General features: G+C 70.7%; 21 protein-coding genes and 1 pseudogene. 16 read left to right on the plus strand and 6 right to left on the minus strand.

Translation table 11 applies throughout. The features are described 5' to 3' along the window. Positions 1-1,021: 1,021 nt before the first annotated feature. On the plus strand, positions 1,022-1,246 hold the full coding sequence (locus IF01_RS0139500) for a hypothetical protein (protein WP_030398477.1): 225 nt from the start codon (positions 1,022-1,024) through the stop codon (positions 1,244-1,246). 28 nt (positions 1,247-1,274) lie between these two features. Here IF01_RS0139500 and IF01_RS46470 read toward each other — a convergent pair. Beyond that, a pseudogene (locus IF01_RS46470) lies at positions 1,275-1,436 on the minus strand (zinc-ribbon domain-containing protein); the annotation flags it as partial. A 133-nt stretch (positions 1,437-1,569) separates the two neighbouring features. On the opposite strand from IF01_RS46470, the gene IF01_RS0139510 reads away from it, so the two are divergent. Continuing rightward, positions 1,570-1,959, plus strand: coding sequence for a hypothetical protein (locus IF01_RS0139510; RefSeq protein ID WP_030398478.1), 390 nt, complete (start codon positions 1,570-1,572; stop codon positions 1,957-1,959). Positions 1,960-2,297: 338 nt separating this feature from the next. Here the strand turns inward: IF01_RS0139510 and IF01_RS0139515 are convergent, their stop codons facing one another. Together IF01_RS0139515 and IF01_RS0139520 are read right to left on the minus strand one after the other, a co-directional pair. After that, positions 2,298-3,911, minus strand: a complete 1,614-nt coding sequence (locus tag IF01_RS0139515; RefSeq protein WP_051740839.1) for a peptide chain release factor 3 — start codon at positions 3,909-3,911, stop codon at positions 2,298-2,300. Positions 3,912-4,642: 731 nt separating this feature from the next. Continuing rightward, positions 4,643-6,028 (minus strand): restriction endonuclease, encoded by a 1,386-nt coding sequence (locus IF01_RS0139520; protein WP_167349805.1) that lies wholly within the window; start codon positions 6,026-6,028, stop codon positions 4,643-4,645. Between the two features lie 368 nt (positions 6,029-6,396). On the opposite strand from IF01_RS0139520, the gene IF01_RS44795 reads away from it, so the two are divergent. Further along, positions 6,397-7,332 carry a class I SAM-dependent methyltransferase gene (locus tag IF01_RS44795; protein ID WP_157855487.1) on the plus strand — a complete coding sequence of 312 codons (936 nt, stop codon included), beginning with the start codon at positions 6,397-6,399 and terminating at the stop codon, positions 7,330-7,332. Positions 7,333-7,416: 84 nt separating this feature from the next. Continuing rightward, complete coding sequence (locus IF01_RS0139530) at positions 7,417-9,921, plus strand: helix-turn-helix transcriptional regulator (RefSeq protein ID WP_157855488.1); 2,505 nt, start codon at positions 7,417-7,419, stop codon at positions 9,919-9,921. Positions 9,922-9,981: 60 nt separating this feature from the next. Here IF01_RS0139530 and IF01_RS0139535 read toward each other — a convergent pair whose 3' ends face one another. After that, on the minus strand, positions 9,982-10,257 hold the full coding sequence (locus tag IF01_RS0139535) for a phosphopantetheine-binding protein (RefSeq protein WP_030398483.1): 276 nt from the start codon (positions 10,255-10,257) through the stop codon (positions 9,982-9,984). 37 nt (positions 10,258-10,294) lie between these two features. After that, positions 10,295-11,326, minus strand: a complete 1,032-nt coding sequence (locus IF01_RS0139540) for a ketoacyl-ACP synthase III family protein (RefSeq protein WP_030398484.1) — start codon at positions 11,324-11,326, stop codon at positions 10,295-10,297. A gap of 740 nt (positions 11,327-12,066) precedes the next feature. On the opposite strand from IF01_RS0139540, the gene IF01_RS47970 reads away from it, so the two are divergent. The 9 genes from IF01_RS47970 to IF01_RS0139590 all read left to right on the plus strand — a co-directional run bounded on the left by IF01_RS47970 (position 12,067) and on the right by IF01_RS0139590 (position 21,933). After that, on the plus strand, positions 12,067-12,708 hold the full coding sequence (locus IF01_RS47970) for a response regulator transcription factor (RefSeq protein ID WP_341845529.1): 642 nt from the start codon (positions 12,067-12,069) through the stop codon (positions 12,706-12,708). 276 nt (positions 12,709-12,984) lie between these two features. Next, entirely contained in the window at positions 12,985-13,473 is a 489-nt protein-coding gene (locus tag IF01_RS0139555; protein WP_030398486.1) for a PhzA/PhzB family protein, read from the plus strand. Positions 13,474-13,505: 32 nt separating this feature from the next. Next, positions 13,506-14,681, plus strand: coding sequence for a 3-deoxy-7-phosphoheptulonate synthase (locus IF01_RS0139560; RefSeq protein ID WP_030398487.1), 1,176 nt, complete (start codon positions 13,506-13,508; stop codon positions 14,679-14,681). 68 nt (positions 14,682-14,749) lie between these two features. Then, on the plus strand, positions 14,750-15,373 hold the full coding sequence (locus IF01_RS0139565; RefSeq protein WP_030398488.1) for an isochorismatase family protein: 624 nt from the start codon (positions 14,750-14,752) through the stop codon (positions 15,371-15,373). Beyond that, a complete protein-coding gene (locus IF01_RS0139570; RefSeq protein ID WP_030398489.1) occupies positions 15,370-17,253 on the plus strand; it encodes an anthranilate synthase family protein in 1,884 nt (627 codons plus the stop codon). Before IF01_RS0139565 ends, IF01_RS0139570 begins: the two co-directional genes overlap by 4 nt. Further along, entirely contained in the window at positions 17,250-18,113 is an 864-nt protein-coding gene (locus tag IF01_RS0139575; protein WP_279617297.1) for a PhzF family protein, read from the plus strand. The genes IF01_RS0139570 and IF01_RS0139575 overlap by 4 nt, the downstream gene beginning before the upstream one ends. Before the next feature lie 47 nt (positions 18,114-18,160). Next, positions 18,161-18,805, plus strand: a complete 645-nt coding sequence (gene phzG / locus IF01_RS0139580) for a phenazine biosynthesis FMN-dependent oxidase PhzG (protein ID WP_030398491.1) — start codon at positions 18,161-18,163, stop codon at positions 18,803-18,805. Between the two features lie 79 nt (positions 18,806-18,884). Beyond that, positions 18,885-20,495 carry an amino acid adenylation domain-containing protein gene (locus IF01_RS0139585; RefSeq protein WP_051757149.1) on the plus strand — a complete coding sequence of 537 codons (1,611 nt, stop codon included), beginning with the start codon at positions 18,885-18,887 and terminating at the stop codon, positions 20,493-20,495. Between the two features lie 52 nt (positions 20,496-20,547). Beyond that, positions 20,548-21,933: an FAD-binding oxidoreductase gene (locus IF01_RS0139590; protein ID WP_030398493.1), complete on the plus strand. Its 1,386-nt coding sequence runs from the start codon at positions 20,548-20,550 to the stop codon at positions 21,931-21,933. 74 nt (positions 21,934-22,007) lie between these two features. Here the strand turns inward: IF01_RS0139590 and IF01_RS0139595 are convergent, their stop codons facing one another. Further along, positions 22,008-22,376, minus strand: a complete 369-nt coding sequence (locus tag IF01_RS0139595) for a hypothetical protein (protein WP_051757151.1) — start codon at positions 22,374-22,376, stop codon at positions 22,008-22,010. 202 nt (positions 22,377-22,578) lie between these two features. On the opposite strand from IF01_RS0139595, the gene IF01_RS0139600 reads away from it, so the two are divergent. The 3 genes from IF01_RS0139600 to IF01_RS46480 all read left to right on the plus strand — a co-directional run. Beyond that, positions 22,579-23,679, plus strand: coding sequence for a phenylacetate--CoA ligase family protein (locus tag IF01_RS0139600; RefSeq protein WP_030398495.1), 1,101 nt, complete (start codon positions 22,579-22,581; stop codon positions 23,677-23,679). After that, positions 23,679-25,088, plus strand: coding sequence for an aldehyde dehydrogenase family protein (locus tag IF01_RS0139605; RefSeq protein WP_051757153.1), 1,410 nt, complete (start codon positions 23,679-23,681; stop codon positions 25,086-25,088). The genes IF01_RS0139600 and IF01_RS0139605 overlap by 1 nt, the downstream gene beginning before the upstream one ends. Before the next feature lie 107 nt (positions 25,089-25,195). Beyond that, a partial coding sequence (locus IF01_RS46480) for an S-adenosylmethionine synthetase N-terminal domain-containing protein (protein WP_157855346.1) occupies positions 25,196-25,303 on the plus strand: 108 nt, incomplete at its 3' end.

Genomic DNA, 25,303 nt, shown 5'->3' on the forward strand with positions numbered 1-25,303 from the left:
CTACCGGCTCTGTGGCCGGGTTTCTTCTGTCCGCACGGCCCCGGGGGAGGGGGAGTGCGGGGATCGCGTATGCGTGACCGGAAACCACCGTCCTTGCGTGGGGTCTACGGAGTCCGCCCGGGCTGGTTCCTCACGGGCCGGGCGATCCTGATGGCGCGCTGTCCCTCCGTTCATCCTCTGTACTGGCCGGTTACTGCGAACTGCGCTGGTAATGCGACCTTCTCGGTACTGCTCACACGGGTACTGCGGTACTGCGAACTGCGTGGCAGTGCCAACTAACTGCCCTGGCGGTCCCTTGCGGTCCCGCCGACTCCGGCAGCCAGCCCCGTCGCCCGTCCTGCTCGACCTGGAATCCCGCTGCCGGACTCCCGGTGCGCGCGCCCGCAGCCTGGGCGCCTTCACCGGGACACCGCGTACTGCGACTGCCGGTACTGCCGAACTCGACTTCACCTACGAGTAATGCACGTGATGAACTGCGGTACCGCTCGGTGGCAGCCCCTGATGCCTGCGGGCCACCTGGCCCGGTCGCCAATCCCGTCACCGTCCTGCACCTGCTGTGGCTCCGGGGCTCCGCTACCGCGCCGCCTTCTCCACGCCCACCTGCCCGGCGTGTCCTGCGTCCTGCTCAACTGCTGGGTACTGCGTACTGCCCTTGCTGAACTGCGGTACCGCTGGGTAGCGGCCCCTGATACCTGCGGGCCGCCCGGCCCGGCCACCGGTCCCGTCGCCTTACTGCACCAACCCTGGCTTCAGAACCCTGCAACCGTGCCGATCTGCGCACTTCCGTACTGCTGCCCGCCAGTTCGTGTCTGGCGGGTACCGCTCGACCGCTGTCTACGAGAGAAACACTAACCACGGTGGGCGGCAATGTCTACTCCAGCGGGCACAGATTTTTCGGTGCTGGTCGGGGAGGTATTCTTCGCCCCGCAGGGGGCCGGGCGGCCGGTCGCCGCAGCCGCACCAGGGCAAGGAGCGCCGCGCCCCCTGCGGCCCCGGATCACGAGCAGACAGGAGGCGAGCGGTGGAAGGGCCGCAGGCCGCGCGGCAGGTGCGCACCCCCGACCCCCATACCCAGGCGTCGCTGGCGGCGGCCATCGCCGAAGCCGTCCGCGACCGCGACGAGCGGGTTCTGCGCCGGTTGCTGGCCCGCTTCGCCGAGCAGGCCGCCATCGCGGACCTGCCCGCCCTGCGCGACGCCCTCGATACCGACCGGCAGCACGGCGACCGCCCACCGGGGTCCCGATAGGCCCGCGCCGGCCCGCCCCGCCGCCGGATCAGAAGGCGGGGAAGTGGAAGGCGAGCGAGTCGAGGATCGTGCGGCATCCGGGGCAGCGCAGGCGGTGTTCCTTGTCCCGCTGCTCCGGGGTGTCCTGCCACTCGTGGCCGCAGTCGGGGTCTCGCCACCACACGGTCCTGCGGGAACGGGGGAGATCTTGGTGAGGCCGCCGCCGACCTGCTGCGCACCGAGCTTGAAAGGGCGTGGCCGGTCTGGCTCCCGCCTCGGATACCGTGTTCCTCTACGGGGTGCCACAACGGATGTGATGCCCCCCACCGGAGGTAAGTCAGCGTATGAGTTCAAAGCGCAGCAAGAATCCAGCCCTGCCCGTGCTTGACGACGCGTTCCGACTCGCGTCGGTCAAGGAGGCCGAGGAGTCCACCCGTGACTTGGCCGCGCGGCTGGCCACCACCGAGCTGCGCCGCGTTTCCCACCCGGGCCGGGTCACCTGGGAGCCCACCGAGCAGGCCGAGCCCGTACCGGCCCCGCCGACTGTGGTCGACGGTGACGGGGACCTGTGGCTGCGGGACCGGGGAACCGGCACCTGGACCATGCCCGAGTTCGACCCGAAGGAGTTCCCGGCCCGCTGTGGCGAGGTGCTGACGTGGAACGAGCTTGCCTGCGAGTACGGCCCGCTGACCGCGTTGGCCGACGACCGCCGCATCGGCGGCCGCCGGCGCTGACCGCGTAGCCCTCCGGGACGACCGCGCCCCTGAAGCGCCCGTTGCGGGTGGCCGGGAGCTCCGGCTCACCGCCGAGCCCGACGACGGCGGCGAGCAGGTGAGCCTGGTGGTGGCGTCCGGCGGCCTCGAGCAACGCGGGGCGGCCCTGGCGCCGCCCGACGCCCTCGGTCCGGCCGGCGTCGGGTGGCCCGGCCGGGGTGGCGGGTGGCGGTCGGCCTTCGGTTGCCGTGGTGAGCGCGCGGCCCGGCTCGCCGATCGACTGCTGCCGCTCGGCCGACTGCCCGAGCAGGCCGCGCAGCAGCTCGTCGACGGCGGCCGCCGGGCCGAGAGGTCGGCGATCAGTCCGCCGTGGCGATCAGCGGCTGGAGCAGGATGTCGGGGTGGGCGCGCTGGAAGGCGTTCAGCTGCCACTTGTCGGCGAACAGGGCCAGCAGCGCGCCGTCCGAGCGGCGGGTGAGCACCTCGCCGCTGATCAGGCGGGCTTTGGCCAGGGCAGCGGCGCCGTCGGCGTCAGTGATCCGGGCCAAGCGGTAGGAGAGCTGGTCGAGGGCGATCGGGGACGAGAACTCGTGCTCCATCCGGTGCAGGATCACATCGAACTGCATCGGGCCGACCGCAGCCATGACCGGCGCCTGGTCGCCACGCCGGTCGGACACCAGTACCTGGATCACGCCTTCCTCGTCGAGTTGGGAGACGCCCTTGCGGAACTGCTTGGACCGGCTGATGTCCTTGGGCCGTGCCACCGCGAAGTACTCGGGGGCGAAGGCGGGCAGCGGGGGAAATTCGGTCTTCCTGCCGGTGAAGAGGGTGTCGCCGACCCGCAGCGCGCTCGCGTTGATCAGGCCGACCACATCGCCGGGGTACGCGGTGTCGACCACGGTGCGCTCGGCTCCGAAGACGGTGTGGGCGTACTTGGTTGCGAACGAGCGGCCGCTGGCCGCCCGGGTGACGTGCATGCCGCGCTCGAAGACGCCGGAGCAGACTCGGACGAAGGCGATCCGGTCGCGATGGGCCGGGTCCATGTTCGCCTGGATCTTGAACACCAGGCCGGAGAACTCCTCGCCGACCTCGCGGCTGCCGCCCTTGGCCAGCCGGCGGGGCCCGGGAGCCGGAGCGAGGTCGACCACGGCGTCCAGCAGGAGCTTCACACCGATGTTGGTCAGCGCGGCGCCGAAGAAGACCGGGCTGATCCTGCCGGCCTCGAAGGCCTCCTGGTCGTAGCCGGGGCCGGACGAGAGCACCAGCTCCAGCTCCTCCAGCGCGGTCGTCCAGGCTTCGCCCTCCTGCTCGGCGGCCTTCTCGGAGGTGAGCTGCTCCTCGAGGGCGGCGTGCGTACCGGCCGGCACCTTGGTGTAGCGCAGCATCTGCTCGGTGTTCCCCGCTTCGACCAGGCCGCGCAGGTCGCCCGCGCTGCCCACCGGCCAGACGACCGGGACGGGGGTGATCCCGAGGTGCGTCTCGATGTCCTCGAGCAGGGTGAGCGCGTTCTGGCCGCGCCGGTCCCACTTGTTGATGAAGGTGATCACGGGGACGCCGCGATGGCGGCAGACCGCGAAGAGCTTGCGGGTCTGCTCCTCCAGGCCCTTGGCCGCGTCGACCAGCATGATCGCGCAGTCGACGGCGGCCAGCACCCGGTAGGTGTCCTCGGAGAAGTCGGCGTGGCCGGGGGTGTCGACCAGGTTCATCACGTGGCCGCGATAGCCGAACTGCAATGCGGCCGAGGTCACCGAGATACCGCGCTCGCGTTCCAGCTCCATCCAGTCGCTGGTCACGCCGCGTCGGTCACCCTTGGCGTGCACCGCACCGGCAGAAGTGATCGCCCGCGCGTGCAGCGCCAGCGCCTCGGTGAGGGTGGACTTGCCCGCGTCCGGATGGCTGATCACAGCGAAGGTCCGTCGGCGGCCGGCCTCATGAAGGACCTGCGGGACGGGGATCGATTGTACGGTGCTCACGTGTTTCCTCGGGTACGCATCGGCAGCAGGCCGGGTGACGCCTCTCCGTACCTGGTGAGCCGGGGATCAGGTCCGCAGGCCCAGGAAGCGATAATAGGCTGTCGGGCGGCGTGGCCCCGAAATTCCCGTTCTCCGGGGGAGAGGCGGATCCAGGCGCGGCCGGCCTCGGTCCTGGGCTCGCGAAGGTGGATCCTTCCGTTGTCGATGGCGGCGAGGGGCCAGCGGACGTCGAGCTCGCGGTCCATGAGGTGGACGCCGGACCAGTGCGCCCGTCGTCGTCACGTTCCACGCGCTTCCCCCACCAGCGATGCCCCTGATCCTCGCGGCCCGCGCGCCATCACTTCGCCGAACTCAAGCTTGCCACCCTGTATGCATCCCAGGCGGCCGGCCTCATCCGGGTCGAAAGCCGCAGCCACCAAGGGATCGAACCCCGGGCAGCGCAGGACTACCTGGCCAAGCGGGCAGAAGAATGGACTGCAGAGCACCGAAACGGCTGGCAGGCAGCTTTGTACACCGCCCTCGCCGTAAACGTGTGGTTCGCCGCCGAAGGCTGGCACGGGGGCCAACCCCCTGCTCAGTGACTGCCTATTCAGATGTGCTTCCCGAAGAATCGGGAATGGCTCGCAACCTCGGGGCGTGTGATCTCGCCAGCGCCGCCTACAAAATAGGACGGCAGGGAACCAGACCGTGCACCTTGAGCATCTCGACCCCGGGGAGGTCCGCGTTCGACTTCACACGAGGTCGCCGGCCTGCCAGCCCGGAGGGACCTTGGGCAGCCCGATCAGGGCGTCGATGTTCAGGTGCTTGATGAGCAGGGCTTTGAGGTTGCGGCCGTCGATGAGGCGGATGCGCCCGTTGCGGTGGGCGAAGTCGTGGCTGTCCTTGCCGTACCACGAGGTGGTGACGACGATGCCGTAGCCGGCGTCCTTGTCGTGCATGACGCCCGACATGGCGCGGACGGTGTTGACCGGGACCACGTTCTTGGAGCGTTTGGCCTGGATGGCGAAGATGGTGGATCCGGTCGGGTCGGTGAGGGTCGCGACGGCGTCCACGCCGTCGTCGCGGGAGCCCTGGGTGCGCCAGGTCTTGTAGCCCATGGCTTCGAAGAGTTCGCGGACCAGGCGTTCGAAGTCGTAGGGGTTCATCTGGAGCAGGTCGGGCCGGCTGTCGAGGGTGGCTACTACGGCGGTTTCGGTGATGATGCGGTAGTGGGACAGGTCCGCTTCGACGACGGGTGTGACCGGTTCCAGGTCGTGGGGGTGTTTGGAGACGGTGGCGCCGAGTCGGTGGAGGCACTGTTGGGGGTCGAGTCTCGGTTCGTCCAGGACGAGTTCGGCGAAGTCCTTGCGTAGGGCGACGAGGCTGACGACGCAGGCTCGGAGCGCCTGGCCGGTGGCGCGGTCGGTGGCGTTGACGCGGCCGTTGAGGATGATGCTCTCCACGAAGGCGGCCGGCGTGACTGAGAACGCCTCGTCCAGGGCCCGCAGGGCAAGGCGGGCCACCAGGCGGGCGTAGGCGTCGTGTACTTCTGCCTGCTTGAGTGGCTGGGGGACGACCTCGGAGCGTTGGGCGATGTAGCGGTAGGAGGCGACGGGGGGAATGATCTCGTGGTTCGGGAGGTCGACCTCGATGAGGAGTTGTTGGGCTTCCGGGACGTAGATGGCGTTGGCCGCGGTGCGGCAGCCTTCGGGGACGGGGGAGCGCCGCAGCAGGTCTTCGACGACGTTCGAGACGCCCTGAGGGCCGTCGTGGGTGAAGGCCTGTTCTATGCCGCCGCCCTTGTACGCCTTGTTCCTGGCCGAGTTGTTGGTCGCATAGGTAAATTGCCGGGGATCGCCCACCAGGGTGATGCCGATCGGCGACCGGAACAGCAGGTCCAGTAGTTCGAGGTCGTGGCCGACAAGGTCCTGGATCTCGTCGATGTAGATGTGGTCGAACATGGCCGCGAGGCGTGCGACGACCTTGCCGCAGGTGGCGGTGTTCGCTCGGACGGCGAGATCCGAGAGGCCGTCACGGAACATGTCGTGGTGGCGGTCCATGTAGAACTGCTGTGCTTTGGCCCGCGGTGCGTACCTGGGGCGGGCCGCCACGAAGTCGAGTCCGCGGATCAGTCCCACTTCGTCGAGGACGGCTGCCTGGCATGGCCGGGCGCACTCGTTGAGCAGGAAGGTGGCGGGACCCTCACCAACAGCGGCGGCACCAACACCTGCAACGCCACCGGCGGGACCATCACCAACTGCTGACCCGTCCAACGACCCGGCCAGCCCGGACCCGCACCCAACAGGTCCACCACGGCGACCCGGGCCCACCTCGCGGCACCGCAGCGCCCCCGGAATCCCGCCGCACACGGCAAACGGCTCGACCACCGCCCGGCCCCGGTACGGAGCGGTGCCCGGTCGGCTGCTGCTGGCGTGGCGCCGCATAACGATTCTTGATGAACCGAAGTGCGGCTTTGTATTGGACGGGTGGCGGGAACCGTGTTGGTATGACCCGACAGATACGGTGGGCGGCCGAAGTGGTGACCCCTCTGATTCGGGAGACTTGCATGGCGACTGTGGAGAACACCGAAGAGATGTACAACCTCTTCAACAAGGCCGCGAAGGCATATGACCAGAGCGGCGTGGAATTCTTTCGGCCCATTGGGCGCCGACTTGTCGAGTTCTCCGGAATCACGGCCGGGGCGTCCGTCCTCGACATCGGTTCCGGGCGCGGGGCGGCGCTCTTCCCGGCGGCCGTCGCGGTCGGTGAGCAGGGTGAGGTCGTTGGCGTCGACATCTCCGAGGAGATGGTCAAGTACGCCCGGGAGGACGCGGACGAGCTCGGTCTGAAGCAGATCGAGCTGCGGGTCATGAACGGGCAGAAGCCGGAGCTGGAGCCGGGCCGGTTCGACGCGGTGATCGGTAGCTGCAGCCTCTTCATCTGGGTCAAGAGTGCCGACGACGTGCGTCCCTACCTGGAGCTGCTGCGGGCGGGTGGTCGGTTCGCCACGGCGGCGCCGTCCTTCTTCTCCACCGTTCGCGGCAAGTGGGCGCTGTTCCCGGACGCCGTCAACGAGCTGCTGATGCCGTACATGCTGCAGTCGCTGAAGCAGAGCGGCGCGTACGACTCCCAGTTCGCCAACGCCGGTGCGAACTGGCTCGTCAGTGCCGAGTCGATCGAGAAGACCCTCTTGGAGGCCGGCTTCGTCGATGTCGAGGTCGTTGAGGAGGAACTGCCCGTCACCGTGACCTCGGGTGAGCAGTGGGTCGAATTCACGTACACCACCGGAATGCGCGGAATGTGGGAGCGCATCGAGGAGAGCGAGCGCCGCGAGGTCGTGGCCGAGGTCTCCCGTCGTCTGGACGCGCTGCGTGACGAGAACGGGATCATCACCGTCCCGGTGCCGATCGTCTACATGCGGGCCGACGCTCCGAAGGCTTGAGATCGGACCGGTCGGAATTCGTCCGCGATCGCGGCGGTTCCGTCGGGAATTCAGCACGACGTCCGCGGTCTGCATGGGGGAGAAGTGGCAGCAGTGGTCGAGGGTGACTGGCCCGTTACCGCGAGGGAGGCGGAACTCGCGGAGATCGAGGAGTGGGCTTCCGCCGGGGTCGGTGCACTCCTGATCGGCGAGCCGGGGGTGGGGAAGAGCACGCTCCTGGATGCCGCGCTGGAGCGGGCCGAGCGCCGTGGGGCCCGGGTGGTTCGCGGCGCGGCGGTGCGGGACCACCTGCGCGGGGAGGCGCGGCCGCCGACAGCGGGCCGCCGGCTCACGATCGCCCTCGACGACGTTTGCCTCGTCGACCCGTTGACGCTGGGCCTGGTCGGTCGGATGGTGGACAGCGGTCAGGCACTGCTCCTGGCCACGGCCCAGGCCGGTTCGTCGCTACCCAACGGGTTGCGGCGCCTGCTGATCGGCAAGAGGGTCCGAAGGCTCGCCGTCGGGGCCCTCGACCGGTCAGGCGCCGTTCGGATGCTGGCCGCCCGTCTGGGCGGCCCGGTGGCCGTCGACTCCGCGGAACGGTTCTGGGACCTCGCCCGGGGCAACGCGCTGATCCTCCGCGAACTGGCGGAGCAGGCCCTGGCCCAGGGTGCCCTGCGCCGGGTGCGGGGCCGGTGGCAGTGGTCCGGGCTGCCGCCCGTGCCCGACGGCCGGCTGGTCGATCTGGCCGACCTGTTCCTCGGGGACCTGGACGACGCTGAGCGCGAGCTGGTGCGCATGCTCGCACTGGCCGGGCCGCTCGAGGCCGGACTGCCGGTGGTCGATGCGCTGGGGGAGGCGGCGGAGTCGTTGAACCGCCGCGGGGTCCTGGTCGCCGAGCGCTCCGGGCTCCGGCTCTTCCTCCGCCTCGCCCACCCCTTTTGCGCCGCCGTGGTCGCGGCGACCCTCCCCGAGCTGACCGCGCGTCGCTTGCGGCAGGCGGTCGCCGACGCGATCGGCGGCACCGGGGCCCGCCGGCCCGACGACGCCGTCCGCGTCGCCCGGCTGGGCCTGGGGGCGGGTGCGTTGCCCGGGCCGGAAGGGCTCGCCCGGGCCGCCGTCGGAGCGCTGCGGGCCGAGGACCTGCGGCTCGCGGAACAGCTCGGTCGCGCCGCGCTGGCGGCCGGGGCGGGTACGTCGACCGGCACCGGGGTGGCAGTGACGCTCGGCCGGGCCCTGGCCGGCCAGGGCCGTCACGTCGAGGCCGAGGCCGTCTTCGCCCAGGCGCCGCCCACCGCGGCGGTCCGGCGCCCGCGTGCCCTCAACATGGGCTTCGGCCTGGGGCGGCTGGCCGAGGCGGAAGCGGTCGCCGGTACCGACAACGGTGTCCGGGCTGTGGTGCGGCTACTCAAGGACCGGACCGAGGAAGCACGGCAGTTGGCCGGGACGGCGGTGGGGGCGGAGCCCCTGCTGGCCCTGCTCCGCCACGAGGCGGGTGACGACGAGGGCGCGCTCGCGGTACTGGCCGCGGCCCGGCCGACGCTGGCCGGCCGGGACGAGGCGGCGGGCGCCGAGCACCTCTACGTGACCGGCTGGATCACCACCCTGACCAGGGGGCCGGACGCGGCGGCGGCGGTGCTCGCGGAACTGCGGGAGCTGGCCGCGGACGGTGGCCCGCGCACGGGGATGTACGCGGGCCTCCTGGAGTCCGCGGTACTGCGTGCGACGGGCCGGACGGCGGCGGCAGTGGAGTCGCTGCGGCAGGTCGCCGCGTATCGCGGGACCGCCGATTGGCTCACTTCGCGCTCCTTGCGACTGGCCCGGCTGGCTGGTGCGGTGGCCGAGTCGGGGGACTCGCTGGAGGCGTCGTCGCTGCTGGAGGAGGCCAGGGACGCGCAGCAGGCGGAGTGTTCGTACCCGTTGCTGGCGGATGCCGTGGAACTGGAGGCCGCGCTGGTGGCGGCGTGCTCCGGCGACCGTGAGGCCGCGGCCGACCGGGCGCTCGGGGTCGCCGCGCGTGCGCTGGCCGCCGGTCGTTTCGCCCAGGCGCGTTCCGCGCTGCTCCTTGCGGCCCGGGCCGGCGCCGCGAGCCGGGCGGTGGCGGTCCGGCAGGCGCCGGCGCTCCAGAGCCGGGCGGCGGACGACGTCGTTCTGCGATACGTCCGAGCCCTGGCGGAGGGCGACGGCGCGACCCTGGACAAGGTCTGTCGGCGGTTCGAGGAGCTGGGGTCACTGCCGCTGGCGGCGGAGGCCGCCGCTCAGGCCGCGCGGGCACACCGGGCGTCAGGCGACCGTCGGCGGGCCCGGGCCGCGCAGGCCACGTGTGCCGAGCTGGTGTCCCGGTGCGGCGCCGAGCCGCCGGTGTGGGCGGTGCCGGTCGATCGCCAGGATCCCGGTGTCCGGACCGACCTGACGACCCGGGAGCGGGAGGTTGTGGCGCTCGCGGTCTCCCGGTTGTCCAACCAGGAGATCGCCGAGCGCCTGGTCCTCTCCGTTCGTACGGTCGAGAACCACCTCTACCGGGCCTACGGGAAGCTCGGTGTGACCGCGCGGACGGAGCTCGCTCCCGCTCTGGGCACGGTACCCGGGCGGCTCAGGCGGAGCGCCTGAGCCGCCCGGGCGGGCGGGGACAGCACCGCCCCTGCCCGCCCGGTTCGTCCGCCGCCGGGTTCAGGCGGTGGCCTCGGCCAGCTCCCGGGTGATCCGCTCGTTCCAGGCGGCGAAGGTCGGGGTGTCGGTCAGCTCTCCGAACGACACTGCGAGGCCCGCGCGGCGCCATTTGGTGACCAGCCGCATCATCTCCAGGGAACCGAGGCCCAGCTGGACGAGGTTGGCGTCGTCCTCGACCTCGGAGGGACTCACGCCGATCAGTTCGGCCAACGTCACCCGCAGGGCCTCGCCGGCGAGCGGGGCGGCGGCGCTGTTCTGGTTGCTGCTGTCAGTCATGATGTTCGGGGTCGTCCTTCCGGTCTGATGGCGTGGGTCACTCGGCGGGTTCGGCGACGATCTCCAGGATGGCCACGCCGGCCTCGAAGCCGGGGCTGCCGGTGAAGAGCATCACCTTGTCGCCCGGGCCCACCTGGCGGGTGCTCCACAGGTGTTCCAGGCCGATGAAGACGTCCGCGGCGCTGATGTGGCCGACCTTCCTGGTGTGCTCCCAGATCCCGCTGTCGAGGGAGAACCCGATCGGGTCGAGGAACTGGTCGCGCAGCGCGTCGAGGGTGGCACTCGGGTGGCAGACCCGCTTGATGTCGGAGGCGGCGATGCCCGCGTCCTCGAGTGCCTCGTCCAGGGCGCTCTGCAGGACCTCGCCCGGGTGCTCCATGGGCGGGGTGTTGCCCTTGGCCCACTCCTCCATCCAGAACTTGACCCGGGCCTCGTAGTCCAGTCCCTTCCCGACGGTCACGGCCGGCGGGAAGATCGGCTCGTTGCCGCGGTGCAGTGCCTCCATCGCGGGCGCGGAGCGGGTCCCGATGGAGAGCAGCTTGGCGATGCCCCCGGTGCGGGAGACGACCGCCGACGCGGCGCCGTCGCCGAAGATGGAGAGCCGTGAGGTGGTCCAGCGGTCGACCAGCGGAGTGGAGTAGTTGTCCGCGGCGGTGAGGAGGATCGCGGACTTGCGGGAGTCGCAGGCGAGGCGGTGCGCGGAGATGGCGAGGGAGGAGAGCAGACCCTGGCAGCCCTGCTTGATCTCCATCGCGGTGATCGGCGTGTTGAGGGTGTTGGTGAGGATGTAGTGCGCCGGGGACCAGCCGTCGGGGCCCTGGTGGTAGGCGGAACTGTGGAACAGCGCGCCGAACTCCTCGGCCGCGATGCCCGAACGCCGGATCGCTTCCTTGGCCGCCAGCACGGCCATCTCGGGCGCCGACAGCGAGTCCGAGATCGCGACCGACTCCAGGCCCGAGGCCTCCCGGACGTCCGAGTCGTACCAGCCGGACTGCACGGCCTGTTCCGTCGTCACCAGGTCCGGCACGAAGGTGCCGAGGCCCGACAGGTAGACGTCGTCGAACTTCATCGCGATCCCCTTTCGACGCCCATCGATCGGATGCGGCGTGGAATGGTGCTTCTTCGGTCGCCCCAAGCGCACCACGGAGCTGGGTTCGGCGCTTGAGTACCGACTACTCAGATCGGTCCCGGTGGCCGGCTCCCTACGCAGACGGCGGATCGCAGGCTCGGAGTGCCGCTCGGATCGGCCGTCGGCCGCGGCGGGGTCGCCGGGGGCGGCTCCGTCCTGCGGATCGTGGTCGCGGGGAACGGCGAGCCCGCCGATTACCACGGGCTTTACTGACGCTTAAGCGGCAGCCGAACTATCTGATCAACCGTCAGCTGTTGCTGTGTAGGATGGCGCGGTATCGACATTACGACCCGCCCGGTCGGCGTCGTTTCGCACCGGCCCGAGGGGGCGGGGCGGCGAAGGAGGCAGTGCCCGGAATTCCAGGTCCGCCGGTTCGCCAGGGGTGGGGCTTTTCGTATTCCGGTTCGCCTTACGGGGGAGTGGGGACATGGCATTCGAAGGGTTGGGCAGAGGCGGTTTCCGCGCTCCTGGACGGGGCCCGGAGGGCCCGTCCCGCGGTCGCGTCACCGAGGGTGCGCGGGACGCGGTGCCGCCGGTTGGAGGGGGAGACTGTGCTCGTCCGTTCTGACTCGGCCGATCGCCATCTGTCGGTGGTGGCCCCGTCGGGGCGGACGGGGAGGCCCGGCGGGGAGGTTCCGCGACCGCCCGCGCGCAGCGCGCCGAACGTCTGGCGCGTCCTGGTGGTGGAGAACGACGACGAGGACGCCGAGTCCCTGACGAGGGGACTGCAGCGGTACGGGCACCACGTGGAGCGGGTCGGTGGAGGCATTCAGGCCCTCGGCGCCTACGGGGATGCCGACCTGGTCCTGCTCGATCTCGAACTTCCCGACCTCGATGGTCTGGAGGTCTGTCGGCAGATCCGTGCGGAGGGGGACACGGCGGTCATCGCCGTGACGGCCCGGGGCACGGAGCTCGACCGGGTCCTGGGCCTGCAGGCCGGCGCCGATGACTATGTGGTCAAGCCCTACGGCTTCCAGGAGCTGTTGGCGCGTATGGAGGCCGTCATGCGGCGCGTCCGGATGTCGGCCGCCCAGTCGCCGGTGATCGTGCGCGGGCCGCTGTGCATCGACACGGCGACGCGTCAGGTGAGTCTGCACGGCCGTCGGGTCGATGTCACTCGTAAGGAGTTCGACCTCCTCCATCTGTTGGCGGCCCAGCCCGAGACCGTCATCTCCCGCAAGACGATCATGCAGACCGTCTGGGGCGACGTCTGGTCCAAACGCACCATTGACACGCATATCAGCAGCCTCAGGGGAAAGCTCGGCAGCAGTGACTGGATCCGGAATGTCCGCGGTGTCGGATTCCAGCTCGGATGCGCCTGAATACCTCAGCTCGTGAATGCCCGGCCGGGTCGACCCGGCCGGGCATTCTTCTGTTCGGGCCCGCCGTGCCGAAGGTTCGCTGCGACCCGCCGGGCCGGTGCGTCAACATCATTGTGCCATACCGGAGTTGACACTTCTCTGACAGATTCAGGTAACCGTTTGAGGAATTTGCACGAAGCCTGAATGCCATTTGACCGTCTGCTTCTTGAGTGTGCCCGGGCCGCCCGGGCAGGATCGATGATGCTCGCCCAGTCAGTGCACGATTGGAGTTCATTCATGTCCGAATCCGCTCAGAACGATACATTCACCGACGAGGCAGAGCTGCGTAGGATCAACCGGGCGACGGTGGAGACTTACATGGCCGCCCTCGGGGAGGCCCGGCTGCAGCGCCACCTGCTCTTCACCGAGGACGGTGTCGGTGGCCTCTGGACGACCGACACCGGTGCCCCGATCGCGATCCGTGGCCGCGACCGGCTCGGCGAGCACGCGGTGTGGTCCTTGAAGACCTTCCCGGACTGGGAGTGGTACAACGTCCGGATCTTCGAGACCCAGGACCCGAGCCGCTTCTGGGTGGAGTGCGACGGCCGCGGCAGGATCCTCTTCGCGGACTACCCCGAAGGCTGGTACGAGAACCACTTCCTGCACTCGTTCGAGCTGGAGAACGGCCGGATCACACTGCAGCGGGAGTTCATGAACCCCTTCGAGCAGCTGCGCTCCCTGGGCATTCCCGTCCCGCAGATCAAGCGCGCCGGCATCCCCACGTGACTGGCCGCCGCCCAGCCGTACAGGAGGACCCCGTGGACGAAGTCCTTCGTGACATCCACGCTCGCACGGCGCTGCAACAGCCGGACTGGCCGGACCGGGGGAAGGTCGAGCAGGTGCGGGACGCTCTGGCGGCCGGGCCGGCGCTCGTCCGTGCCCGTGACCTGGCGGTGCTGCGGGCCGGCCTCGCGCGGGTCGCGGCCGGCGAGGCCGTGGTCGTCCAGGCCGGGGACTGCGCCGAGGACCCGGGCGAGAGTACGGCCATGGACGTCTCCCGCAAGGCGGCCCTCCTGGACGTGCTCGCCGGGACGTTACGGATGAACGCCCACAAGCCCGTCATCAGGGTCGGTCGGATCGCGGGGCAGTTCGCCAAGCCCCGTTCCAGTCCGACCGAGTCGGTGGCCGGCAGTCCGCTGCCCACCTTCCGGGGCCACATGGTGAACGGTCCCGAGCCGGACCCGGAGGCCCGGCGGCCCGATCCGCTGCGCATGCTCGCCTGCCACGCCGCGGCGGGCGGGATCGCGCGGCACCTGGGCTGGCAACAGGACGCGCCGCTTCGCGACCCCCTCGGACCGCCGGTGTGGACCAGCCACGAGGCGCTGCTGCTCGACTACGAGATCCCGATGCTGCGCCGGGACGAGGACGGTGCGCTGTTCCTCGGCTCGACCCACTGGCCCTGGATCGGCGAGCGCACCCGGCAGCTGGAGGGTGCGCACGTCGCGTTGCTCGCCGCGGTGAGCAACCCGGTGTCCTGCAAGGTGGGTCCCACGATGACCCCCGCGGAGCTGCTGGCCCTCTGTCGGCGGCTCGACCCCGGACGCACGCCAGGACGGCTGACGCTCATCTCCCGGATGGGCGCCGACCTGGTCCTGGAGCGGCTGCCGCGGCTGGTCGAGGCCGTGCGTGGGGCCGGGCACCCCGTCATTTGGTTGACCGACCCTATGCACGGCAACACCGTCGCGGCGCCGGACGGCAACAAGACCCGCCACGTCGAGACGGTGTCGAACGAGATCCGGGGCTTCCAGGAGGCCGTCACCGGAGCCGGTGGCGTTTGTGGCGGCCTGCACCTGGAGACCACGCCCGACGACGTCACCGAGTGCGTCTCTTGCCAGGCCGACCTGGACCACGTCGGCAACAAGTACACGACGTTCTGCGACCCGCGGCTCAACCCGGGGCAGGCCGTCGCCGTCGTGTCCGCCTGGAAGGTCTGACCCCGACACGTCGTACCCCCGCTCGCCCGGAGCCGGGGCCCGGAAGACTGGAAGAGTTGAAGGCAGGAATGGCCGGAATTCCCCCCATCGAGCCCTATGCGTTGCCGACTGCGGGTGAGCTGCCCGCCAACACCGCCCAGTGGACGCCCGATCCCGACCGTGCCGTGCTGCTGGTCCACGACATGCAGCACTTCTTCCTTGCGCCCTTCCCGGACAGCGTGCGCGAGCCGTTGGTGAGCAACGCGGCTGCGCTGCGCGACGCTGCCGCTGGCCTCGGCGTCCCGGTGGCGTACACGACCCAACCCGGCAGCATGACCGAGCAGGAGCGCGGGCTGCTGGCCGACTTCTGGGGTCCCGGGATGCGCAGGGACCCCGCGGACCGCGCGGTCGTCGACGCACTGGCCCCCCAGGAGGGGGACTGGAAGCTGACGAAGTGGCGCTACAGCGCCTTCCACAACTCGCCCCTCCTGGACCGGATGCGCGCGTCCGGCCGCGATCAGCTGGTCATCTGCGGCGTATACGCCCACGTGGGCGTCCTGACGACGGCGGTCGAGGCCTTCACCCACGACATCCAGCCCTTCCTCGTGGCCGACGCCGTCGCCGACTTCGACGAGAGTTCCCACCGCATGGCACTCGACTACGCCGCCGGGCGCTGCGCGATGGTGCTCACGGCGAAGGAGGTCTTCGCGTGACCGGGGCGGGTGCCGACCTGCTCGGCCGGGTCCTGTCCGGCGGCGGTGGGGCGTTCGCCCTGCTGTACCGGCCGGAGGCCGGCGGGACGGGAGTCCTCGACGTCATGGTGGGCGAGGTCACGACGCCCGCGACGCTCGCGGACATCTCACTGCAGGACGCCCCGGACCGGCCCTGCGGCGCGCACCACGAGGTCCTCGCACTTGTGCCGTACCGGCAGATCACGGAACGTGGCTTCCGGGCGACCGACGACGGGGCGCCCTTGGTCGCCCTGCGCGTGACCGGGCAGGAGCGGATCTCCCTGGCCGACGCGCTGAGGCGACTCCCCCAGGTACCGACCGAGTTGGCCGGCGCCCGCTTCGACGTGGACGACGAGAGTTACCAGGAGATCGTCCGGAGCGTCGTCGACGATGTGATCGGCGCGGGCGAGGGGGCGAACTTTGTCGTCAAGCGGTCGTTCGTCGCGACCATCACCGACTACCGGCCGGACAGCGCCCTGTCGTTCTTCTCCCGCCTCGTGCAGCGCGAGGTCGGTGCGTACTGGACGTTCCTGATCCACACGGGGGAGCGCACGCTCGTCGGCGCCTCGCCCGAACGGCACGTCAGCCTGGAGGCCGGCACCGCCGTGATGAACCCGATCAGCGGTACGTACCGCTATCCGCCGACCGGCCCGACCCTGCCCGGGGTGATGGAGTTCCTCGCCGACCGCAAGGAGGTCGACGAGCTGTACATGGTCGTCGACGAGGAACTCAAGATGATGACCAGGATCTGCGAGGGGGGCAGCAGGGTCAGGGGCCCGTACCTCAAGGAGATGGCGCGGCTCGCGCACACCGAGTACTTCATCGAGGGCCGCACTGCACTCGACGTGCGGGACATCCTGCGCGAGACCATGTTCGCCCCCACCGTGACGGGCTCGCCGCTGGAGAGCGCCTGCCGGGTCATCGATCAGTACGAGCCCGGCGGGCGCGGCTACTACAGCGGTGTGGCGGCCCTGGTCGGACGGGACGCGCACGGCGACCGGGCGATGGACTCCGCGATCCTCATCCGCACCGCGGACATCGACGCGTCCGGCCGGGTCGACATCGGCGTCGGCTCCACCCTGGTGCGCCACTCCGATCCTGCCCGCGAGGCCGCCGAGACCCGGGCCAAGGCGGCCGGTCTGGTGAGCGCGCTGGAGGCGGGCAGGGCTCCGGGCTTCGCGCAGCACCCCGAGGTCCGGGCGGCCCTGGAGCGCCGCAACGACTCGATCGCCGGGTTCTGGCTGCGCGGCGCCGAGCACTGGCCGGAGGTGCACGCCGGGCTCGCCGGCCGCCGGGTCCTGGTCGTGGACGCCGAGGACACCTTCACTTCGATGATCGCCGGACAGTTGCGTGCCCTGGGGCCGCAGGTCACGGTGCGGCGGTTCGACGAGGAGTACGCGTTCGACGACCACGACCTCGTCGTGATGGGTCCGGGCCCGGGCGATCCCGGTGACGTGTCCCACCCGCGGATCGGCCACCTCCACGACGCCGTGCGCAGGCTGCTCGACCAGCGTCGGCCGTTCGTCGCAGTCTGTCTGAGTCACCAGGTGCTCAGCCTCGCGCTCGGTCTCAGTGTCTCCCGGCTGCCCGCTCCCAACCAGGGCCTGCAGAAGGAGATCGACTACTTCGGCGCGGTCGAACGGGTGGGCTTCTACAACGCGTTCGCTGCTGTGAGCGACGAGGACAAGTGGGAGGCGGAGCGCGTCGGCGCGGTCGAGGTGAGCCGGAACCGGGAGACCGGGGAGGTCTACGGCCTGCGGGGTCCGCACTTCATGAGCATGCAGTTCCACGCCGAGTCCGTGCTCACGGAGAACGGCCCCCGCATCCTCGCCGGGGCCCTTCAGGAAGTGTTCAAGATATGACGAGAGAACGGCAGGAGATCCCGATGCACCCCTACGTGGTTGTCGATGCCTTCGCGACCGAGGTACTGAAGGGCAATCCGGTCGCGGTCTACTTCGGGGCGGACGACCTGTCCGGTGCCCGGATGCAGGCCATCGCCCGTGAGATGAACCTCTCGGAGACCACCTTCGTGCTCGCGCCCCGGGAGGGCGGCGACGCGCGCGTCAGGATCTTCACCCCGGTGAACGAACTGCCCTTCGCCGGGCACCCGCTGCTCGGCACCGCCATCGCGATCGGCAACCGAGGCCCGCTGGACCAGCTCAAGCTGGAGACAGCCAAGGGGCTCATCCCGTTCGAACTGGTCCGTACCGACGGCGTGGTGACGTCGGCCTGGATGCAGCAGCCGGTGCCGGAGTGGGAACCCTTCGACCGGTGTGAGGAGCTGCTGGCGGCGCTCGGGGTGCGGGCCCCCGCCCTGCCGGTGGAGATCTACCGCAACGGACCGCGCCACGTCCTGATCGGTCTCGGCAGCGTCGAGGAACTGTCCGCGCTGCGCCCCGACCACCGGGCGCTCGGTGCGTTCGAGGACATGGCAGCCAACTGCTTCGCCGGGTTCGGCACGCAGTGGCGCAGCCGGATGTTCTCGCCCGCGTACGGGGTCGTCGAGGACGCGGCCACCGGGTCGGCGGCCGGTCCCATCGCGATCCACCTGGCCCGGCACGGTCTGATCGAGTACGGGCGGCGCATCGTCATCACACAGGGCGTGGAGATGGGCCGGCCCTCGCCCATGCACGCACTCGCGGAGGGTGACGGCGACCGGGTCACCCGGGTCGAGGTCGGCGGCGACGGAGTCATCGCCCTCGAAGGGACGCTGCGCCTGTGACGCCCCGGACAGCAGGTCCCCTCGCAGTCGGCACCCCGGAGAGGCAGATGAGCGGCACGCGATCGGAAAGCATGACCGGGACCGTCGAGGTGTCGTTCTCGGAGTACGGGCAGCCGCCCGCCGAGCCGGTCGGCCTGTTGCGAGCGTGGCTCGCCGACGCGGTGCGCAACGGGGTTCGCGAGCCGCGCGCCCTGACGCTGGCCACCGCCGACGGGGCCGGTCGACCCTCGACCCGGATCGTGGTGATCAACCAGGTGACCGACACCGGGTTCGTGTTCATCACGCACGCCGGCAGCCGTAAGGGGCGCGACCTCGCGGCGAACCCGTGGGCGTCGGGTCTGCTCTACTGGCGCGAGACCAGCCAGCAGATCGTCGTCGACGGGCCCGTCGTGAAGCTGTCCGACGCGGCGGCCGAGGCCCTGTGGCACGCCCGCCCCGTGTTCACCCACGCCATGAGCACGGCCTCGCGGCAGAGCGAGCGGCTGGGCGGCCTCGACGAGGTCGGGGCCCTGCGCCGCCGGGCCCTGGAGCTGGGGGCGGGGCAGCCACTGCCCCGGCCCGAGGGCTTCGCCGGATACGAACTCCGCTTCGACGGGCTGGAGTTCTGGGCCAACGGTACCGACCGGCTGCACGAGCGGCTGCGGTACGACCGTGATGGCGACGGCTGGCGGGTCAGCCGTCTCCAGCCCTGATCCGGTCCTTCCCGCCGAGTCCCGGTGCGTCGGCCCGGCAGCACCCGTCGAACCCATCCAAGCGGAACGCGAGTACACCATGCAGTCAGCTGGCCCCCTCCTCCACTCCGGATTCCGGGCGTCGGTCCGGCACGTCCCGGAGAACACGGCGCTGTCCCTGCGCGGGCGGACCTGGACCTATCGGGATCTGGACGGCATCGCCCGCCGCTGGGCGGCGGCGCTCGCGCGGCACACGCCGCGCCCGAAGCGGGTGGCCGTCCTCGGCCACCGCAGTGTCGTCACCTACGCGGGCTTCCTGGCCGGCCTGTACGCGGGGGCGACTGTGGTGCCCCTGAACAAGAAGTACCCCGCGGCCCGCAATCGTGAGCTCCTGGAGCGTGCCGGGATCGAGGTCGTGCTGGCGGACGCCGGCTCGGTCAAGCAACTCGGCGCGCTCCTCGACGGCCTGGCCGGTGCGCCGGCGGTGGTGCTTCCGGACACCGACGAGGTGCCCGCGGGCTTCCCGGTGGGCGCCCGGGTCCTGACCCGGGCCGATGTGGAGACCTGCGTCCCGCTGGCGGAACCGGTGGAGGTCGCTCCCGAGGACGGTGCGTACCTGCTCTTCACCTCCGGCACCACGGGTCGGCCCAAGGGAGTGCAGATCTCGCACGCCAACGCGGCCTCCTTCCTGGCCGCCAACACCGAACGGTACGGCTTCGCGGCGGACGACCGGTTCACCAACACCTTCGACCAGACCTTCGACCTGTCGGTCTTCGACCTGTTCATGAGCTGGGGAAGCGGTGGCTGCCTCGTCCCCATGGACGCCTTCGACCTGATGAAGCCGTTGGACTTCGTCCGCGACAACGGCATCACGGTCTGGTTCTCGGTGCCCTCGGTGGCGGTGTTGCAGCACCGCAAGGGCGTGTTGGTGCCGGACAGCCTGCCGTCGCTGCGCTGGAGCCTGTTCTGCGGCGAGGCGTTGCCCGCGGCGACTGCCCAGGTCTGGCAGGAGGCCGCGTCCGGATCCGTGCTGGAGAACCTGTACGGGCCGACGGAGGCGACCATCGCATGCCTGGTGCACCGGTGGGATCCGGAGACCTCGCCGGCCAGCGTTGTCAACGGCGTTGTCCCGATCGGTTCGCCCTACCCGGGGATGGCCGCTGCCGTGCTCGACGAGGACGGCAGCCCGGTGCCGGACGGCGACACCGGCGAGCTCTGCGTCTCCGGGCGCCAGGTCTTCGAAGGTTACCTCGACGCACCGGAGCAGACTGCGGAGGCCTTTCGCACCGGTTCCCCCTCGTCCGGCCCCGATCGTCGCTGGTACCGCACCGGCGACCTGGTGCGACGGACGGACAGCGGCGAGTACGGCTACGTGGGCCGGCTGGATACCCAGGTCAAGATCCTGGGTCACCGCATCGAGACGGGTGAGGTGGAGGCGCACCTGCTCCGGCAGGAGCGGGTCGAGCAGGCCGTCGTGCTCGCCGTCCCGGGTGAGGAGGAGGGCGTGACGGTGCTCACGGGCGTCCTGGCCGGTGCCGGCCTCGACGTGCACGACGTGGACGAGGAACTGCGCCGGACCCTTCCCCCGTACATGATCCCGTTGACCTACCACCTGCTGGACGTCTTCCCGCTGAACGACAACGGGAAGGTCGACCGCAAGGCGCTGCGCCTGCGCGTGGTCTCCGGGGAACTGGAGCCGGTGCTGCTGTGAGCCGGTGGTCCGAACCTGCGGGAACGTGTCAGATCAGAAAGGAACACCACGGATGAACGACGTTGCCGCGGTCGAGGCCCTGCGCAGCCGGGTGCGGGGCGAGGTGCTGGTGCCGGGCGACCGGGAGTTCGCCGCCCGGTGTTCGGGATTCCAGACCGCCTACCGGCACCGGCCCTCGGTGCTGGTCCGGGCGGCCGGGGCCGAGGACGTGGCGGCCGCCGTCCGGTACGCCGCCGGGCGGGGACTGCCGGTGGCGGTCCAAGCGACCGGGCACGGCCTGTCGGTCGCCACCGACGGGGGCGTCCTGATCAGCACCGCCGAACTGTCGGAGGTGACGGTCGACGCCCAGGCTCGTACCGCCCGGATCGGCGCCGGCGTGCGGTTCGACGCGGTCGTCGACGCGGCTGCCCGGTACGGCCTGGCCCCGCTCAACGGCTCGGCCCCCGGCGTCGGCGCGGTCGGCTATGTCCTGGGTGGCGGACTCGGCTTGCTGGCGCGGGAGTTCGGCTATGCGGCGGACCGGGTCCGGTCGATTGACATCGTGACCGCCGACGGCCGGCCGCGGCGGGTCACGGCGGACAGTGATCCTGAGCTGTTCTGGGCCCTGCGCGGGGCCGGCGCGAACTTCGGCGTGGTCACCGGCATGGAGATCGAACTGGTACCGGTCAGCCGGCTGTACGGCGGGGAGTTGGTGTTCGACCTCGCCCGTACACCGGGGGTGCTCGCCGACTACTTGCGCTGGACCGAGGAACTCCCGGACGGGTTGACCTCCTCGGTGTCGCTGCTCAGCTATCCCGATCTGCCCTTCTTCCCCTCCGTGCTGCGCGGCCGGTTCGCGGCGCACGTGCGCATCGCGTACACGGGGGACTCCCGTACGGGCGCGCGGCTGGTAGCCCCGCTGCGCGCGCTCGGGCCCCTGGTGTCCGACACCGTCGCGGAGATGCCGTACACGGAGTGCGGCGCGATCTACAACGACCCGCCGCAACCGCACGCCTATCTGGGGGACAACATCCTGTTGCGCGCCTTCGGTCCCCAGCAGGCCGCCAAGGCCACCGATCTGGTGGGGCCGGGCGCGGCCGTCCCGTGCGTGCTGGACGTCCGCCACCTCGGCGGGGCTCTCGGCCGGTCGCCCGAGGTGCCCAACGCGGTGGGGCACCGTTCGGCGCGGTACCTCCTGCGGGTGCTGATGCCACTGATCGGCGCGTCGGCGGACGAGGCGCGCCGCGCCGGGGACGAGGTCCTGGGGGCGCTCGCCGCCGACTCGGTCGGGGGCCGGTTCCAGAGTCTGGTGTACGGGGGCTGCGCGGACGGTGCGCCGGCGGCGCCGGCCTCGGACTTCTGGGAGCCGGCCGATCATCGCAGACTGGCGGGGCTGAAGGCTGCGTACGACCCGGTCAACATGTTCCGCTGCAATCGGAATATCGAACCTGCGGACTGACCGGAGAATCGGCGGAAAAATGGTTTCAGGACAGTGCGGCGCCCGGGTTCCCCGGGCGCCGCTTCGGCCTGCCGTCATTTCTTGGAGAAATCCTCGGAGCCACTGAGTACGAGCCCCTCCAGGGCTGGTCCGAAACCTTCGAGGGAATGCAGGGAGTGCACCCCTTCGGCGGTCGCCTCGACGTCGAACCATGCTCGGAAGTCAACCGAATGACCGATGAGCTCGGCCGGACTCCGGGGCAACGTCGCAGCTCGGGCCGCCTCCTGCGACTCCCACAGCAGGAGCGCGCCCCAGCGGCCGGTGGACGGATCGGAGAGCCATATCTTCAGGAGCAGCCCGGGAATCCCCGTCCAGTGTTCCGACTCCTCCCGAATGAAATCCCGGAGTGTTCCCGCAGTCTGCTGCGACCCGGTGAGGTCCCACCACGCGATCATTGCCTTCATGGTGCCATTCTATGGGCCGGCGGCCGTCGGGCCGGGAGTCGTACTCAAGGAAATGTCCGGCCGCGAAGGTGAATTGAGTAGTGACTACTCAGGCTCCGGCGGCGAGGTCGGTGATCGAATGAGGACATCGGTCACGGCCGGCGGGGAGCCGATGCGGAGGTCCGACCGGCTCGCCACACCGGCGGTTGACATTGGAGGAAGAATGGCGCCGATCGACCTGTCGATCCTGGACCTGCCGCACGACGCGGACCCGGACCCCGACGAGCTGGTGCGGGCAGCGATGCAGTGGCACTTCCGCCCGGAGACCGGATCGCCGTTCTGGCTGAAGCGGGCCGAGACCCTCGACTTCGACCCCCTGACGGACGTGAAGGGCCACAGCGACCTGACCCTGTTCCCGAACGTCGCCAACGAGCTGCGGGACGTGCCCGCGGCCGAACTGGTCCCGCGCGGCTACGGCGAACGCCCCGACATCGTCGGGATCTTCGAGAGCGGCGGCACCACCGGCGCGCCCAAGCGGGTGGTCTGCCCGGCCGACTGGCTGGAGAAGCTTGTCGGTTGGAGCAACGCCAACCTGGACCGGCACGGCTTCCCGGTCGGTGTCGACTGGCTGGGGATCACCCCGTCCGGCCCCCACATCGTCGGCGAGATCTTCCGGCGTTCGGCCCGCACCCATGGTCGGTACGCGTTCCAGGTGGACCTCGACCCGAGGTGGGTCAAGCGTCTGCTCGCGGACGGCAGGGGCAGCCAGGCGGACGCCTACGCGGAGCACGTCGTCGATCAGGCCGCCGAGATTCTGCGGACCCAGGACATCGGTGTGATGACGGTGACCCCGCCGCTGCTGGAGCGCATCGCCCAGCGCGAGGAACTCGTCGACCTGGTCAACCGGAAGGTGAAGGCCATCCGGTGGGGCGGAACCCAGATGGACCCCGACACCGAAGCCCTCTACCGCACCGAGATCTTCCCCGGGGCGACCCTCTACGGTCACTACGGCAGCACGATGATCCTCGGCATCGCGGGCCAGCGGCACGGCACCCCGATCGGTGAGCCGTGCGTCTTCGACACCTTCTCTCCGTACATCACCTTCCAGGTGGTGGACCCCGCGACCCGCACACCGGTCGCGCACGGGGAGCGCGGCCAGGTCGTGATGCACCACGTCAGCAAGGCCCTGCTCCTGCCCAACAACCTGGAGCGCGACACCGCGATCAGGGTCGCTGCGCCCGAAGGACGCGTCGGGGACTCCGCCGCGGGCATCGCCCCGGTCGCCCGGTTCGACGACGAGGCCGTGATCGAGGGGGTCTACTGATGGCCGCGGAGCAACCGCCGTCGACGGCACCGGAAGCGCGGCAGCCCGAAACGCCGGTGCTGGACGCGTTGGGCCCGCTCGGTCCGTACCGTGCTCACAACCGTCAGGCGATCACGGACGTCACCGGCGCGGTCATGGCCGAACTGAGCCTGGTTCCCGCGCTGTACGTCAACCGGGCCATGAAGGCGCTCCACGCCGCGACCCCGCTGTCCGCCGCCGAGCGCGCCGGTGCGCTGGCCCGCGCCGCGGAACTGTTCCGCACCGCGCGGCTGGGCGGGCTGACGGTGCAGGAGTACGAGACGGTCGTCAGCCGCGTCTCGGGCCTGCCGATCGAGGTCGTCAGGGTCGCCACCGCGACCTGCGCCGATCGGGTCGCGGACTCCTACCGGAGCGTCCAGTCGGCCCGGCCGGCCGGGGCGGTACCCGACTGGCGCGACCCGCTGGTGCGCACCTCGCAGGCTGTCTGGACCCGGCGCGGCGAGGTTCTCGCCGTCCACGTCCCCGGCAACCATCCGGGAACGCACGGGTTCTGGCCGGAGGCGCTCGCCCTGGGCTACCGGGTGGCCGTTCGCCCCGCCGCCCGCGAACCGTTCACCGCGCACCGCCTGGTCCTGGCCCTGCGCGAGGCCGGGTTCGGCGGCGACCATGTGGTCCTGCTGCCCTGCGGACACGAGGCGGCCGACGCCATCGTGCGCAACGCGGATCTGGCCTACGGCGGGGACGAGATCATCCGGCAGTACGCTGACGACCCAGGGGTTCTGTCGCTGCAGCCGGGCCGCTCGAAGATCCTCCTGACGGCCGACGCCGACTGGCGGGACCACCTCGACATGATCGTCGACTCGGTGACCCGGCACGCCGGCAGCGGATGCGTCAACGCCACCGCCGTGCTGGTCGAGGGCGATCCCGCCCCGCTCGCGGGCGCGATCGCCGAACGGCTGGCAGCGCTGCCCAGCCTGCCGCCGGGCGACCGGAACGCCGTACTGCCGGTGCAGAACGCCAAGTCGGCGCGGGCGCTCGAGAAGTTCGTGCTCGACCGGGCCCAGGGCACCCGCGCCTGGCTCGGCGGCACCGGTTTCGTCGACGAACTCGGCGACGGCAGCGCGGTGTTGCGTCCTGCGGTCCATCAGGTCGACTCCGCCGAGGCGCCGCAGCTCGCGGCCGAGGTCCCCTTTCCCTGTGTGTGGGTCGGGCCGTGGAGCCGTGAGGACGGCGTCGAGCCGCTGCGTGACACCCTCGTCCTGACCGTTGTCACCGAGGACGAGGACCTCGTCCAGGCCCTGATCGACGAACCGGCGATCAGCAACCTTCACGTCGGGAGCCATGCCACCCACTGGCACCGCCCCGGTCTGCCGCACGACGGCTACCTGGGTGACTTCCTGATGAGAAGCAAGACCGTCGTTCGCGTCTGAAGGAGCGCTCCGCCAGGAGCGACCGGACTGCGGACGCTCACACCGGCCGTCCTTCCGGCGACCGGAGCAATGTCCAGCCAGCAGCCGCTGCAACCCCAGGGAGTACTGTGTCCCGTCGCCTGTTCACCTCGGAGTCCGTGACCGAGGGACACCCCGACAAGATCGCTGACCAGATCAGCGACACCATTCTTGACGCTCTCCTCCGCGAGGACCCG

The organism is Kitasatospora purpeofusca (assembly GCF_000718025.1).
GTDB lineage: Bacteria > Actinomycetota > Actinomycetes > Streptomycetales > Streptomycetaceae > Kitasatospora > Kitasatospora purpeofusca.

Excerpts from the sequence above, each read along its gene's own strand:
- IF01_RS0139510 (WP_030398478.1), top strand. The coding sequence starts at position 1,570 with ATGAGTTCAAAGCGCAGCAAGAATCCAGCCCTGCCCGTGCTTGACGAC.
- IF01_RS44795 (WP_157855487.1), top strand. The coding sequence starts at position 6,397 with ATGACCCGACAGATACGGTGGGCGGCCGAAGTGGTGACCCCTCTGATT.
- IF01_RS0139535 (WP_030398483.1), bottom strand. The coding sequence starts at position 10,257 with ATGACTGACAGCAGCAACCAGAACAGCGCCGCCGCCCCGCTCGCCGGC.
- IF01_RS0139540 (WP_030398484.1), bottom strand. The coding sequence starts at position 11,326 with ATGAAGTTCGACGACGTCTACCTGTCGGGCCTCGGCACCTTCGTGCCG.
- IF01_RS0139555 (WP_030398486.1), top strand. The coding sequence starts at position 12,985 with ATGTCCGAATCCGCTCAGAACGATACATTCACCGACGAGGCAGAGCTG.
- IF01_RS0139565 (WP_030398488.1), top strand. The coding sequence starts at position 14,750 with ATGGCCGGAATTCCCCCCATCGAGCCCTATGCGTTGCCGACTGCGGGT.
- IF01_RS0139575 (WP_279617297.1), top strand. The coding sequence starts at position 17,250 with ATGACGAGAGAACGGCAGGAGATCCCGATGCACCCCTACGTGGTTGTC.
- phzG (WP_030398491.1), top strand. The coding sequence starts at position 18,161 with ATGAGCGGCACGCGATCGGAAAGCATGACCGGGACCGTCGAGGTGTCG.
- IF01_RS0139585 (WP_051757149.1), top strand. The coding sequence starts at position 18,885 with ATGCAGTCAGCTGGCCCCCTCCTCCACTCCGGATTCCGGGCGTCGGTC.
- IF01_RS0139590 (WP_030398493.1), top strand. The coding sequence starts at position 20,548 with ATGAACGACGTTGCCGCGGTCGAGGCCCTGCGCAGCCGGGTGCGGGGC.
- IF01_RS0139595 (WP_051757151.1), bottom strand. The coding sequence starts at position 22,376 with ATGAAGGCAATGATCGCGTGGTGGGACCTCACCGGGTCGCAGCAGACT.
- IF01_RS0139600 (WP_030398495.1), top strand. The coding sequence starts at position 22,579 with ATGGCGCCGATCGACCTGTCGATCCTGGACCTGCCGCACGACGCGGAC.
- IF01_RS0139605 (WP_051757153.1), top strand. The coding sequence starts at position 23,679 with ATGGCCGCGGAGCAACCGCCGTCGACGGCACCGGAAGCGCGGCAGCCC.